The organism is Enterococcus sp. DIV1206, assembly GCF_051712485.1.
Lineage (GTDB): Bacteria > Bacillota > Bacilli > Lactobacillales > Enterococcaceae > Enterococcus > Enterococcus faecalis.
Genome location: NZ_JBIOOZ010000001.1, coordinates 1565703 through 1580370, shown reverse-complemented (window position 1 = coordinate 1580370; position 14668 = coordinate 1565703). Strand labels below are relative to the sequence as shown.

Here is a 14668-nt window from a genome sequence, read left to right as displayed (position 1 = left end):
AATACTTTTTACTCTACTTTGTATAATGTATATTATGTTAACTAGAATAGAATAAAAAACTTTAGCTGATAAATTGCACCTCTCTTTCGACTAATTAATTACCCAACTAACCTTACAAGTTATTTGCTAAGCTAGTTGGGTTTACTGTTTATTTAAACCTTGGATTGTTCATTTCTTGATGAATTTCTTTGCTCGCTTCATATAGAAACAATGTTTGTTTTTTACTTGATGCATAATCGACAATGGGTTTTGGATAATTTTCTCCTAAATGTACATGATATTGCGTTTGTAAAGCTTCGTTCATTAGATTTGGTTGATGAATATACTTTTGTGGCACTTGCTTAAGTTCTGGAACATATTTTTTGATGAACTGGCCGTCATTATCAAATTTTTTTGACTGGATAATTGGATTAAAAATCCGAAAATACGGGACAGCGTCCGTTCCCGTTGAAGCAGCCCATTGCCAGCCACCGATATTATTGGCGGCATCATAATCAATCAACATTTTTTGAAAGTATTTTTCACCCCAACGCCAATCGATGTGTAAATTTTTAACTAAAAAAGAGGCAGTAATCATTCTTAAGCGGTTGTGCATCCAACCAGTTTGATTCAGTTGTCGCATTGCGGCATCAATTATAGGGTACCCCGTCTCCCCTTTTTGCCACTTGACAAACATTTCTGGGTCATTTGTCCATTGAATATAACGAAATTTTTCTTGAATAGCTTCCTCTTTTTGTTGTGGAAACGCACTATAGATCATATTGTAAAAGTCACGCCAAGCTAATTCTTTTTTGAAGGTTTCTTTACTTAAGCTAGAAGGCGCAGATGCAAGCTCTTGCCAAATGGTGCGAATCGAAAGTTCTCCCGTTCTTAAAAAAGTAGACAGATGACTCGTTTGATCCTGATAAGGGAAATCACGCTTATTTTCATAGGATCGAAGTTTTTGATCAATAAAAGTATTTAAGCACCTTCTGGCTGTTTTTTCGCCGACACTATAGTGTTTTAAAGGAATCCTCGCAATCTGTTCACGATAAGCTGCTTCCTCTTCTGGAAAAAGACACGCACTAAAAATTTTTTCAGCTGTATAGGAAACAGGAATCGGTGTTTCTTTAGGCGCCTCTTTCCATTTATTGTAATAGGGCGTAAACACTTGGTACTTGCTGCCATCGTTCTTCTTAATTTCTTCAGAGCCATGCAAATAGGCATCTTGAAAAGAGAAAGACTGAATATTATTTTCTTCAAAAAAGCGCATAGCTTGCTGGTCCCGCTTTGCCCCAAAGCCACAAGTATCTTCATTAAAATAAATGGCCTGCCAATCGGGTAATTTGCGTTTCAAACGTGAAAATAAATCTAATGGTTCGCCGACCATGATTTGTAAATGTGCCTCTTGATCGATTCGTTCTTTAAACGAGGCTAAACTTGCAAAAAAAGCGTTATGATTAGCACTTTCTTGAATAAATTGTTGAGGATTCATTTGGAATAATAAAATCAATTCATCAGCTGCAGAATTTTGTAACGCGTGTGCTAATGCTTTATTATCCTGTAATCGTAAATCACGTCTAAACCACATTACTGTTTTCATTTTTAAATCCTCCTAAATACTTCGTCTTGCTTATCGTAACCGTGACTGCTGATTTTTAAAAGCAACTTGCCTAGACTTTTCAAAAAGCCGATAAAAACTGGATTTTCAGCTTTTATCGGCTTTTTGATTAAATTAATAGGAAATATTAAAAGCTTTCATATCTTTCTCAATATATTGTAGGACTTCTGTATTGCCAAAAAATTGTGTAAAATAATAGGCTTGACGATAGTCATCAGCTGTGTCTTCCCCGAGCATTTGTTTGTTAAAGGCTTTTTCATATAAAAGATAATCTAGCAAATAAATGGAGTGTTTGTCACGACAAATCTGAATCCCTTTTTCGCTTAAAATGACACTTTTTTTGTAATCTTTTATTTCCGAGTAGAATTTAGCAGAATTATAATAAATTCTACAGCGCTCCAAGGAACATTCTAATTTAAATTGTTCCAATTCTTGTAATGATTTTTCGTAATACACTTGCGCTTTTCTCATATCTTTTTCCAGTTCATATAGCGTACCTAGCGCATTCAGGCTTAAAATGTTGTAAATATTGACTTTACGGTCAATTTCCGCGCCCCGGTATAGGTAAAACAAGGCCTCTGCTTTATCTTTTTTTCCTAATAAACAAGTAATTCCCTTATAATATAACAATTTAGTCGTTAGTTCATTATTAGATAAGATAAGACCTTCAGGCACTTCTTGTAATAAATTGTAGGCCTCTAAGTGAAATAACCGTAAAGATAAATCCTCGACTTTGTTTAGTAGATTTTCAATTTTCTTTTCTTCAGAAATCATCATGCATTCTTCTACTTCTAAATCTAATCGGAGGCAAATAGATGAGAAAATATCTAAACTGTCACATAGATTACGGTTTTCAATATTACTAATTGTTGCTTGCGTACAGATGCCGTTAGCCAGCTCTGATTGTGTGATTTTTTTAAGTTTTCTCGCTTGTTTTATTTTGTCTCCTGCTACCTTCACGAACAGACCTCCACTTGTATTATTATGTAAATTCATTAAAAGATGTTATACTTTGATTATCAATTAAAGGAGGTACATGCTATGTTTGATTTACTTGCATTATTGACTGGAACATCAACTTATGGCAACGTTCCCCATGTTTAATTAGTCAATGCGTGTCAAGTATGGTCTTCCATACTTGGCATGTTTCCTTTAAAACTGACTCAATCATACTACAAACGGATAGACAAATACAACCGAAAATCATTGGTTTTTTCTTAAGAAAAAGAACAGCAAGAAGTGATAACTACTTCTTGCTGTTCTTTTGTTTAGTTAGGTGTATTTAGATTTAAAATAATTTGTTCCGGCGTAATTTCATTATGATCTGACATCATTGGCTCTACACTTAAATAACTTGAAGTATTTGTAATGATAACCATGACAGTTGAGTCAAGCCCAGCTTCTTTAATGGCTTTTCGATCGAACGTTCCTAAAAGATCTCCTTTTTTAACACGGTGACCTTGGGTTACTTGTGTCTGAAAGACCTCCTGCCCCAATGTGACAGTATCAATTCCTATATGAATTAATACTTCAGCTCCTGCGTCCGTTTGGATACCATAAGCGTGCCCAGTTTCTGCAACCAAGTTTAATAAACCATCTGCAGGCGCGTAAACCTTGTTCGCTGTTGGCATGATTGCTAAACCTTTGCCCATCATCTCGCTTGAAAATACCGGGTCATTAACAGCAGTAAGATTCATGGCGTAACCAGTTACCGGAGAAAAAAGTTGTTCATCTAAGGTGTTATGTTGCATTTCAAAGACTTCGCGTTCTTCCTCTTCGATTACTTTATCTGAAATTAAAACCTCTTGTGGAATTGCAAATAGACTGGTTAATGCATAACATACACCGACAGATAAAAGTGCGACTAATAAATAGATCACTAATTGATGTGCACTATAGATATACATTAAGAAAGAAGGAATAACGGCTAATCCATAAGAATTTGATTGAATATGAAAAATAGCTAAAATTGCTCCGCCTAAACCTGATGTAAACAAGACACATAGCAGCGGTTTTAAGTTCCAACGAATAAGTAATCCAAATAACACAGGCTCACTAACTCCAAATAATTGAGACAACATAGAACCAATGGCTGTCGACTTCACTTTGCTATCTTGCGCTTTTTTCGCAAAGGCTAAACAACTGCCAACGTTGGCAAACCCATACATGGCACATATTGTAATCAATGCATTAAATCCTGTATTTGCTAATAATGATGTTTCTACCATAGTTAGTGTATGATGAATACCAATCAAAACCATTAAAGGATATGAGGCACCAATCACGAAACCACCTAGTCCTAAGGGCAACCCAATCAACCATTGGACAACATCTACCATGCCTAACTCAACGGTATGCAAAATTGGGCCAATTCCGAGAATTATGATTAAAAAAGTAATTAACATAGTCATAAAAGGTGTAAAAATTTGATCGAGAATATTCGGCATCTTTTTTCGGAAAAAAAGTTCAATCTTTGCGCCAATTATACCAGCAGCAATTGCACTTAAAACGGACCCTTGTGCACCGACAACTGGGATAAAGCCAAAAGCCATAATAGCTTTCACGCCAGAATCTGGTGTTGCAACTGCATAAGCGTTTGGTAAAATGGGTGATACCATCATTAAACCAATAACAATCCCGATTACAGGCGTCGCATTAAATGCTTTAAAGGTAGACCAAACAATCAAAGCTGGCAAAAAAGCAAAGACGGTATCTGTAATGACAGAGACAATTTGTTGAAAGCTTTCAGGAATATTGGCTACACTTGCTCCGAATAATTGTAAAAAAGTGTCGTTAAAAATAACACCTTTTAACCCTAGGAACAATCCTGTTGCTGCAATTACTGGAACAATTGGAATGAATATTTCACTTAAAATGCGCATTGTTTTGCGCATGCCCGTTTCATTATTTTTTAAAATTGCTGTTTGCTCTGCTTTTGACACAACATTGATTCCAAGTTTTTCTATTTCATCATACACTTTAGTCACAATACCAGTTCCTAAAATCACTTGGTATTGACCACCATTATAAAAAACACCCTTGACTAAATCGATTTTTTCTAGTTGTTTACCATCTACTTGTTCATGGTCCTTCAAAATAAAACGTAACCGCGTTTGACAATGGGTGACCGATATAATGTTATCCATACCGATTAATTGAATAATGTCTTTGGCTGCCTGCTGATAATTTTCTGCCATGTTATATACTCCTCCTAGCTACTCATTTATAGTAATCAATAGTCCTTGATAGCTTTTTAATAATGTTCCCTGCTGAACTAATTGCTCTCGTTCTTCAGACTGTGTATCAAAAATAACTGTGCCATTAACTAAATAATGAGGGATTGGAACCGCCTCACCAAAATTAAAAAAGGCGTAAATTGTTTTTTCATTTAATTTGCGTTTATAAGCAATAACATTATCTGGAAGATTTGATAGTCCCTCAAATGTTCCATAAAGTAAGATGTCTGTATAGGGACTCTTTTGACGAAATGCAATCATCCGCTTATAGAAATGAAAAATACTTTGACTATTTTTTATTTCTGCTTCGGCATTGATTTCTTTATAATTATCCACCATTCCTAACCAAGGTTTGACGCTTGAAAAACCGCCATACATAGAATCATTCCATGGAAAAGGCGTGCGGGCATTGTCTCGACTACGCAAATTGACAAGTGACAAGGCTTCTTTGGGCGTAAATCCTTCTTTTATTGCTCGATAGTATTGATCAATGCTAGAAATATCATCGAATTCATCAATCGAACCCCTTTCAAAATTGGTCATTCCTAATTCTTGTCCTTGGTAAATAAAAGGCGTGCCCCTTAAAAAGAAATACATGGCGCCGAATGTTTTAACCGCATTTGGCTGTTGAGCCTGTTCTTTTAAATATTTCGTTGTCGCTCGAGGTTGATCATGATTTTCAATAAAATTTGCACTCCAACCAGCCTCTTGCATGGCTTCTTGCTGTTTGAAAATTAATGTGCGTAAATCATTCCAAGACCAATCGATTCTATAAAACCATTCGCTTCCTGATTTCACATCCAAATCAGCCCATTTGAAGTCAAAAATCATGTCGAAATACCCTGTTTCTCCAATAAATTCTGATAAATTTGGATAATTGACGCCGGCCGCTTCAGCAACTGTGACAATATCAAAACCAGCAAAAGCTTTTTCTTTTAACTCGTTCAGAAAGTCACTCATTCCTGGCATATTTCTACTCGCTTTTGTTACTTTGGCTAATTGATCTGCCCCATCAGCAGGTAAGTTTGTCCAAGTCAAATCTTTCTTAATAAAATTAATCGCATCTACACGAAAACCAGCAATTCCTTTGTTTAACCAAAAACGGATCATTTGGTAGATTTCTTTGCGTAGTTCAGGATTTTCCCAATTTAAATCCGGCTGTTTTTTATGAAAGGCATGAAAGTAGTAGGCATCTTCCCCAGGTAATTTTTCCCAAACACTACCACCGAAGTTAGACCGCCAATTTGTAGGTGCTTCTCGTCCTTCTTTTATAATATAAAAGTCTCGAAAACGACTTTGAGGATTTTTTAAAACATCTTGAAACCAAGCATGTTCATCAGATGTATGGTTTACCACTAAATCTAAAATAACTTTTATGTTTCGTTTTTTTGCTTCTTCAATGAGTTCATCGAAGTCTGCCATTGTACCAAAATCGCTAGAAATACCATAATAGTCTGAAATATCATATCCATTGTCAGCCATTGGCGACGGGTACATTGGACTCAGCCAAATCAGCGTAATTCCTAAATTTTCTAAGTAATCCAGTTTTTGAATAATGCCTTGTAAATCACCAATTCCGTCATTATTACTATCCGAAAAGCTACGTGGATAAATTTGATAGGCCACTTCTTTTTGCCACCAATTTCTGTTCATTCTGGTTCTCCTCACTCTTAAACTAGTCCTGTTAATTTTTTCTGTAACCGTTTTTACATTTTGTATGATACTCGTTTTTGTGTAATATGTCGAACGTTTATCATAAATAAATGTAAATTATGATATTATTTTGATTTAATTAGATTTATATATGTTATACGTTTGACTTTTTATGATTTGTTTATACTATTAGACTAACTACTATTTTCTAATAAAGGAGACATTACTTATGTCAAGCATCATGAACCAATGGACGGATGAATTACGTTATGCGCCTTATTCTTCTTGGACATCTGCTCACCTCGAAAATCTAACTTCTATTATCGCGCAATCTAGTTGGCGTTTTAAGTATCATATTCAACCACAGACAGGACTACTAAATGATCCCAACGGTTTTTCGTATTTCAATAACCAGTGGCATTTATTTTATCAAGCGTTTCCTTTCGGGAGTGTTCACGGACTAAAAAGTTGGGCCCACTTAACTTCCTCCGACTTAATTCACTGGGATTATGAAGGAATTGCCCTTTATCCCGACTCTGAATATGATTCTCATGGCGTCTATTCAGGCTCAGCTTTACCAATAGATAACCAACTATGTTTATTTTATACAGGAAATGTTCGTGATCAAACTTGGCAACGATTTGCATATCAAAATATTGCATGGCTGAATTCTTTAGGTGCGATCACAAAGGAATCAACACCATTCCTACCTATTGACCCCAATTATTCTTCCCATTTTCGTGATCCGATGGTATTTCCTTATCAAGAAGGACTTGTTTTATTAATTGGTGCTAGCGATTTAAATAGACAAGGAAAAATTGTGGTCTATTTTTCTAAAGATCGAAACGTACACAATTTTCATCAACTTGGCGAATTGACGTTCACCGACCAAGAATTAGGCTACATGGTTGAATGCCCCAATTTGGTATTTATTGATGGCCAGCCTGTCTTATTATTTTGCCCACAAGGTCTATCTCCATCTGTAAAAAGTTATCAGAATATCTATCCGAATATGTACACATTGGCCGAAACGTTTGATTTGGAGAATCTTTCTTTAGTTCAGGCTGGGCCTTTTGAAAATTTAGATGAAGGGTTTGATGTCTACGCTACTCAAGCCTTTAATGCGCCAGATGGTCGTGCACTTGCGGTCAGTTGGATTGGGTTGCCAGAAATCACTTACCCAAGTGATGTGGAGGGTTGGGCAAATGGCTTAAGTCTGATTAAAGAACTCACAATTCACAACGGGAAACTATTTCAATATCCAGTTTCTGAAACAGAAATGCTTCGTCAATCCGCTACTACTTTATCAAATGGCTGCCATTTTTTATCTACTGCTTCTTTTGAATTAGAAGTGGATATTCCCAAAAATGAGATTGCTTTTATTCGGCTTTTAGCGAACGAAACGGGTTCAAAAGGACTTTTAATTACAATTGATACGATTCATGGTAAAATAACCCTTGATCGAACATTTGCTGGCCAACCTTTTGCTGAAAAGTATGGCACAATTCGTGAAACTAAAATTAGGAAAAATAAGTCAGTTCAGTTAACTATTTTTGTTGATTGCTCTGTTGCAGAAATCTATGTAAATAAAGGTGAAAAAACGATGACTGGTCGCTTCTTTCCAGATAAAGCGCAACGGTATCTTCATCTATCCAAGACGGCAAAAGCTTGTTTTTATGAGCTGGAAAATACGAATAATTAGGAATGATGGTGAATTTTAATGGTGGTTAAATTAACGGATGTAGCAAAGCTTGCTGGTGTGAGCCCGACAACGGTGAGCCGCGTGATTAATAATTATGGTTATCTTAGTCAAAAAACAATTGATAAAGTTCATCAAGCGATGGAAGAATTAAATTATCAACCCAATGGATTAGCCAGAAGCCTCCAAGGAAAAAGTACGCAGCTGATTGGTTTAGTCTTCCCTTCTGTTAGTCATCCATTTTTTGGTGAATTAATTGAAACACTGGAAAGAAAGCTCTTTGTTCAAGGATATAAAGTGATTTTATGTGATAGTGAAAAAGATCCAGAAAAAGAGCGCGCCTATTTACGAATGCTCGCTGCAAATAAAGTGGACGGTGTAATCACTGGTAGCCATAACTTAGCTATTAACGAATATGAAAATGTTTCACTACCTATTGTTTCCTTTGACCGTTTCTTGGCACCTGGCATTCCAATTGTCTCTTCGCAAAACTTTCAAGGTGGCCAAAAAGCCACTGAAGCCTTATTTGCAAGTGGTGCACAAAAGATTGCAATTATTACTGGTGCTAATAACACAGGCGCACCTAGCGATTATCGATTGGCTGGTTATAAACAAACGATGGAAAAATATGGCGCAGAAAAAACGATTCTACAAATTGATAATGGAACCTCTACAACATTAAAAAATCTAGAAATCGAACGTTTGCTTCAAAATAAAACTGTAGACGGCATCTTTTGTACAGATGATTTGACAGCAATTACAGTTATGAATATTGCTCAAAAATTGAAGATAGCCATTCCTGAAGAATTAAAAGTAATTGGTTATGATGGGACAAAATTAATCAAAAGAATTGCCCCACAACTATCAACCATTGTGCAGCCAATCGACGAGATGTGTGACGTTATGATTGACTTACTGCTTCGTAGAATGAAGGATCCTGATGTTGCACTCGAGGAAAATTATCCTATTCCAATTCAGCTATCATTGTCTGAATCCTGTTAAAAAAGACACCTGAAAAGGTGTCTTTTTTTATTCTTAATTCCTCATTTGCCCATTTTCCCTTAATTCCAAAGCACAGAGATTAAATAATACAACAACATGATCCCTACAAATACACCGAGCATTAGTAAAACATACCACCAATTTTTGGCGCTATAGGTTTCATTTTTATCTTTTTCGGTTCGTTTCCCGGCAGCCCATTTCCATAAATCGTAATTATTCATCTCTCTCACCACCTTTAATGGGTTTATTAACTTAAGCCTAACACGGAACGACAAAACTTGAAAACAAAAGGATCACCCGCTTATGCCAACGGATGATCCTTTTTGGTCATTATTCTTCTGGTAAACCGTTATTTTTAATCACTGATTGGTACCAATAAAAACTATCTTTTTTAATGCGTCGTAAATCTTTTAACTCATGGTCTTCACGATTGACGTAAATAAAACCGTAGCGTTTTTTGAATCCTTGATGAGAACTTAAAATATCCATGACCGACCAAGGGCAATAGCCAAACAACTCAACACCGTCAGAAATAGCCGCATGACAAGCAGCAATATGGTCATGCAAATACGCAATTCGATAGTCATCATGAACTTTTCCGTCCTCTGTTAGGTGATCTGGTGTGCCTAAGCCGTTTTCTGTAATGATTAACGGTAAACGGTATTGACGATAATAATCATTTAAAACTAAACGTAGACCAGTTGGATCAATTTGGGCACCATACTTAGAGGTTTTTAAATGTTGATTTTTTTCGATTTTAAAATAACCGTATAGATCAAAATCAATGTCCTTTTCTTTCGTACCCAATGGGTGTTGCTCATCTGTCGGTAAATAGCTAGCAACTAACGTCCGATAATAATTAAGGGCGATAAAATCTGGTTTAGCGGCTTTCAGAATTGCTTGATCTTCTGGCTGTGTTTCGGGATAAATGCCGCATTTGGTTAAATACTCTTGATAGTAACCAGGGTATTCGCCAAAACAATACATTTCTAGAGCATAATTTGTTTTAAAGTTATCATTCATACGAGCTGCCCAAACATCCTCAGGTTTATTGGAACTAGGATAAGTCATCGTTGAGGAAACAGAGGGACCGACTTTTCCCCCAGCGACCAATTGGTGACAATCATTCGTCGCTAGCGCATGGGCAACAAACATATGGTAATCCATTTGTGCACGAATTTTTTCAGTATTTTCTGGTGCAACATCGTACATATTCATTCGTTCATCGACACGAATCATTAAGTTTTGTTCGTTCGTAACTTGCCAATTTTTGACTCGATCACCAAACGCTTGATAACAGACTTGCGCATAGCGTTGAAATGCGGAAACGCAACGACGATCCGCCCAACCATTGTATTTTTCCACCAACGCAAAAGGTAAATCAAAATGATAAAGTGTGACAAACGGCAAAATATCGTTTTCTAAAAGTGTATCAATGACGGCATTATAAAAATCGATGCCGGCTTGATTGATTTCGCCATCACCTGTTGGAATGATTCGTGCCCATGAAAGAGAAAAACGATAGGTTTTTAAGCCTAATTCTTTCATTAACGCAATGTCCTCTTTGAAATGATGGTAAAAATCGCTGGCGACTTTCGTATCTGCTTGAACAGCTGACTTTTTAAAAGAATTATAATCAGCAACTGTTAGGCCTTTGCCGTCCTCATTCCAAGCGCCCTCAATTTGAAAAGCGGAGGAAGAAGCGCCCCATAAAAAATCGTTCTTAAATTGTTTAACCATTAGTTTTGCTCCTTTACTTGCATGAAAAATAAATTTGTTTGTGGTGTAATCTCTGTTTGTTTGGTTGTCTCAATTATAGCCATTTCCACAGTATTTGTTACGATGACTAAGACGGTTGGATCATAACCAGCAGCTTGGATAACTTGTTTATCAAAAGAGAGCAGTTTTTGTCCTAGTCTGACCCTTTCTCCTACTTTTACGAACGTTTCAAATCCCCGCCCTTTTAATTCGACTGTATTGATTCCAATGTGAAGGAGGATTTCAGCACCATTGTCTAACTTTAAGCCAATTGCATGATGAGTTGGATATAAAGCCGTCACTTGCCCATTTCCTGGTGAAACAATTTGTTCCTCTGTCGGATAAATAGCTAGCGTTTTTCCCATTTGTTGAGAAGCAAAGACTTCATCGTTAATTTGGTCTAAAGATACGAGTTGTCCTTGAACAGGTGCTTGAATCCGTCGCTTTTCTTTGACTGTTCCTATCTCTGTCTTTAATCCAGGTTCTTGACGTGAATCGTCAAGCGGTAAATCATTAAAGCCTAGAAAAATCGTTAATAGAAATGCACCAAAAAAAGCAATGCCACAACCTAATAAATAACAAATAAAGGCTTTGGTTCCTGCTTCTGCGTAAACTGGGATGGTCAAGAGTCCTTGGTTAGCGAAGGCTGTCCCGTAGGAACCGCCCCAGCCCATTAAGGCCCCGCCTGCTGCTCCGCTAGCCACCGCATAAATCATCGGTTTTTTTAGCCGCAAGTTTGCACCATAAATGGCTGGTTCTGTGATACCAAATAATGCAGTCACTGTTGCAGAGGCAGCAACGGCTTTCAAGCCTTTATTTTTTGTGCGGACAAACACGCCAAATGCGGCGCCCGCTTGAGAAAAGTTTGCTGCACCAGCAAACGCTAGCAAATTTTGCCGTCCTGTTCGAGCGACATCATTAATCCCAATTGGCACAAGCCCACGGTGAGCCCCAAAAATGACTAAGACACACCAAATTCCGCCGATAAAACCGCCTAACAAGATGGGACTAAAATTCATTATATAATAATACAACCAATTCACGCCGTCACCTAAATAAATCCCTATCGGTCCAAATAATAATAAAGTGGCTGGAATCATTAAAAGTAATGATAGCGTAGGAACCATAATAATTTTTAGAACTTCTGGAATAACTTTTTCCAAAAAGCGTTGCACATAAGCTAACATAAAAATTGCAAGAATAATAGGAATTACTGTGGAAACGTAATTGGCTTTGGTCACATGTAATCCAAACAAGGTAACCGCTGATTCTTCAGTCATTAATGAAACGATGGTTGGATAACATAAGGTGGCTCCAATTACCATGGCGATATATTCGTTTGTTTTGAAAACCTTAGCAGCTGAATAACCTAAAATAACTGGCATAAAATAAAAAAGTGCATCGGAAGCGGCGCTTAAAATAATATACGTATTCAAAGGTTTTAAATCGACCTGGTAAAAATTGTTTGCGACCATCACAGCAATAGCTAGAATTCCTTTTAACATGCCAGAAGCGGCAATTGCTGGTACGACAGGCGTGAAAATCGCGGCAACAGTATTTAAAATTCGATTGCCTAATGAATTTTTTTCTTTTGTAGATGTTTTGGTCGTAAGTTGCTGAGCCAACAAAGGTTCTAGAGCATTATAAACATGCGCGACTTTATTGCCTAAAACCACTTGATACTGCCCGCCACTTTCAACAACAGAAATGACACCTTCTGTTTGTAGTAAGGCTTCTTTGTTCGCTTGTTTCGTATCTTTCAATATGAAACGCAATCGTGTATAACAATGTGTGACATCCACGATATTGTCTTTGCCACCTACGTCTTTCAAAATTTCTTTTGCTATTGCTTGGTAGTCCATGATGACCACTCCTTATCTATAAAATAACAGCTCAATAAAAAAGATCAAATCACACATGCACGTTTCAGCAAACACACTCAATATTTGCTCGTCGTGAATGTCCCTTTGATCTGATCTACGTAATAACTATGTTTCTCACGATAGAATAGCTGATTGAATTTATTTTTAATTTACCATTATTTAGAGGGATTATCAATGAATTAGGTAGACCACCTCAGTGTTTTGTTACTAAAATCAGCAGTGAAAATAGTAGTTTACTACATTCACTGCTGATTTATTGATTACAAGACTGGTGACAACAAGCGTGAAAAGTTTTGCTTGAAGCGTAGCCAGTACCCTTGTTTTTTAATTATCTCGTCGGTTAGTAAGACACTTTTTTCTATATCTTCTTCAAAGATTTGCGCTAATATCCACGCAATGTCGGGATTGTAAATAAACGTACTCACCTCAAAATTCAATGAATAACTGCGAATATCTTGGTTTGTTGTGCCAACCATAGCTAATTCATCATCAATCACCATTGTTTTTGCATGAATAAACCCACTATCATAAATATAAATTTTAATGCCGCGTTTGTGTAAGTAATTCGCGTAATATTGTGTTGCGCGGTAAATAAAGGGATGGTCAGGCATACAAGGAATCATAATTCGCACGTCGACACCTGAACGAACCGCCACTAACAACGCATTAATCATACTATCGTCAGGGATTAAATACGGTGTTTGAATCCAGACACTCTTTTCTGCAGAAAAAATCATCCGAACAAACCCGCTTTTCAAAATTTCTTCTTCTGAATCAGGACCATCTGAAACAACTTGTAAGGACAAATGATCCACTTCATGATCTTCTGGTAATTTAAAATATTTTTCATGATACGTCATACGTTCTTCAGGATATTTGACTGAAGCATTCCAATCCATGATAAATATCTCTTGCAATGAAAATACGGCCGTCCCGACCAAACGAATATGGGTATCTCGCCAGTAACCAAATTTTTCGGTGACATTCAAATATTGATCCCCAACATTGAACCCGCCGGTCCAGCCAATTTTCCCATCGATGACAACAATTTTCCGATGCAAGTGATAATTTAGACGTGTTTTACGGATCATATCGCGAGAAGTAATAAAGGGAGCTACTTTTCCTCCAGCGTCAACGTAACGAGCAAAAAACTTTTTATTTGCGCCGGGTGAACCCCAAGGATCGTAAATTAAGTAAACTTCCACGCCTTCATGCAACTTTTCGATTAATACATCTAAAAATTGATTGCCAATCGTGTCATTAAAAAACGCATAATATTCCACATGAACGGTTTCTTTCGCTGCACGAATATCTTCAAATAATGCTTGGAATTTTTCTTGGCCATCTGTGAATAATTGTAAACTATTTCTTTTGGCCAACGGTGATGCGTCCATATTCCGGAAATAACGATTTAAAACTTTCGCATCATAAAGTAAATCATAACGTTTATCGCGCCCTGCTTTTTTGTTATCGATGTCCACTTTTTCTTTAATTCGTTGAACCATTTGTTTTTCATCATCAGACAATTTAAAAACTTCTTGTCCATCGATACCTCGCCCACAGAATAAGTAAATAATAAAGCCGATACCAGGCAAGAAAATCAACGTCATCATCCATGCTAAAACGCTGGAAATACTACGAGGTTTTCTAAAAACAGTAATTAAGGCAGCAATAACGTTAATTACTAATAAAAATAACAAAATCCAAACAAAAATTTTCATCGCTTACCTCCTTTTTACTTCATACTAAGATTATATCAAATAACAGTTAAATTAGGCGAATAATATGAGCGAGTATTCAAAAAAGAATTCATTTCTATAAGTGTTTCGCCTTTGAT

At 36.7% G+C, this 14668-nt stretch carries 10 protein-coding genes; 2 read left to right on the top strand and 8 right to left on the bottom strand.

Going from position 1 to position 14668, the window contains the following annotated elements; translation table 11 throughout:
* Positions 1-148: 148 nt before the first annotated feature.
* The 4 genes from IGK86_RS07735 to IGK86_RS07720 all read right to left on the bottom strand — a co-directional run bounded on the left by IGK86_RS07735 (position 149) and on the right by IGK86_RS07720 (position 6489).
* Entirely contained in the window at positions 149-1582 is a 1434-nt protein-coding gene (locus IGK86_RS07735; protein WP_016617373.1) for a cryptochrome/photolyase family protein, read from the bottom strand.
* A gap of 132 nt (positions 1583-1714) precedes the next feature.
* Positions 1715-2596, bottom strand: a complete 882-nt coding sequence (locus IGK86_RS07730; protein WP_016617372.1) for a helix-turn-helix domain-containing protein — start codon at positions 2594-2596, stop codon at positions 1715-1717.
* 272 nt (positions 2597-2868) lie between these two features.
* Positions 2869-4797: a sucrose-specific PTS transporter subunit IIBC gene (locus IGK86_RS07725; protein WP_016617371.1), complete on the bottom strand. Its 1929-nt coding sequence runs from the start codon at positions 4795-4797 to the stop codon at positions 2869-2871.
* Between the two features lie 18 nt (positions 4798-4815).
* Positions 4816-6489, bottom strand: a complete 1674-nt coding sequence (locus tag IGK86_RS07720; protein WP_002404311.1) for a glycoside hydrolase family 13 protein — start codon at positions 6487-6489, stop codon at positions 4816-4818.
* Positions 6490-6730: 241 nt separating this feature from the next.
* On the opposite strand from IGK86_RS07720, the gene IGK86_RS07715 reads away from it, so the two are divergent.
* Both IGK86_RS07715 and IGK86_RS07710 read left to right on the top strand, forming a co-directional pair.
* On the top strand, positions 6731-8191 hold the full coding sequence (locus IGK86_RS07715; RefSeq protein ID WP_016617370.1) for a sucrose-6-phosphate hydrolase: 1461 nt from the start codon (positions 6731-6733) through the stop codon (positions 8189-8191).
* A gap of 18 nt (positions 8192-8209) precedes the next feature.
* Positions 8210-9190 carry a LacI family DNA-binding transcriptional regulator gene (locus tag IGK86_RS07710; RefSeq protein ID WP_002366709.1) on the top strand — a complete coding sequence of 327 codons (981 nt, stop codon included), beginning with the start codon at positions 8210-8212 and terminating at the stop codon, positions 9188-9190.
* A 59-nt stretch (positions 9191-9249) separates the two neighbouring features.
* On the opposite strand, the gene IGK86_RS07705 is transcribed toward IGK86_RS07710, so the two are convergent.
* The 4 genes from IGK86_RS07705 to cls all read right to left on the bottom strand — a co-directional run bounded on the left by IGK86_RS07705 (position 9250) and on the right by cls (position 14552).
* On the bottom strand, positions 9250-9411 hold the full coding sequence (locus IGK86_RS07705; protein ID WP_002361843.1) for a hypothetical protein: 162 nt from the start codon (positions 9409-9411) through the stop codon (positions 9250-9252).
* A gap of 109 nt (positions 9412-9520) precedes the next feature.
* A complete protein-coding gene (locus IGK86_RS07700) occupies positions 9521-10930 on the bottom strand; it encodes a glycoside hydrolase family 1 protein (protein WP_010775848.1) in 1410 nt (469 codons plus the stop codon).
* Complete coding sequence (locus tag IGK86_RS07695; RefSeq protein ID WP_016617368.1) at positions 10930-12810, bottom strand: beta-glucoside-specific PTS transporter subunit IIABC; 1881 nt, start codon at positions 12808-12810, stop codon at positions 10930-10932. Before IGK86_RS07695 ends, IGK86_RS07700 begins: the two co-directional genes overlap by 1 nt.
* Positions 12811-13091: 281 nt before the next feature.
* Entirely contained in the window at positions 13092-14552 is a 1461-nt protein-coding gene (gene cls / locus IGK86_RS07690) for a cardiolipin synthase (protein WP_016617367.1), read from the bottom strand.
* Positions 14553-14668: the final 116 nt, after the last annotated feature.

Coding starts and splice junctions, on each gene's coding strand:
- IGK86_RS07735 (WP_016617373.1), bottom strand. CDS start 1,582: ATGAAAACAGTAATGTGGTTTAGACGTGATTTACGATTACAGGATAAT.
- IGK86_RS07730 (WP_016617372.1), bottom strand. CDS start 2,596: ATGAATTTACATAATAATACAAGTGGAGGTCTGTTCGTGAAGGTAGCA.
- IGK86_RS07725 (WP_016617371.1), bottom strand. CDS start 4,797: ATGGCAGAAAATTATCAGCAGGCAGCCAAAGACATTATTCAATTAATC.
- IGK86_RS07720 (WP_002404311.1), bottom strand. CDS start 6,489: ATGAACAGAAATTGGTGGCAAAAAGAAGTGGCCTATCAAATTTATCCA.
- IGK86_RS07715 (WP_016617370.1), top strand. CDS start 6,731: ATGAACCAATGGACGGATGAATTACGTTATGCGCCTTATTCTTCTTGG.
- IGK86_RS07710 (WP_002366709.1), top strand. CDS start 8,210: ATGGTGGTTAAATTAACGGATGTAGCAAAGCTTGCTGGTGTGAGCCCG.
- IGK86_RS07705 (WP_002361843.1), bottom strand. CDS start 9,411: ATGAATAATTACGATTTATGGAAATGGGCTGCCGGGAAACGAACCGAA.
- IGK86_RS07700 (WP_010775848.1), bottom strand. CDS start 10,930: ATGGTTAAACAATTTAAGAACGATTTTTTATGGGGCGCTTCTTCCTCC.
- IGK86_RS07695 (WP_016617368.1), bottom strand. CDS start 12,810: ATGGACTACCAAGCAATAGCAAAAGAAATTTTGAAAGACGTAGGTGGC.
- cls (WP_016617367.1), bottom strand. CDS start 14,552: ATGAAAATTTTTGTTTGGATTTTGTTATTTTTATTAGTAATTAACGTT.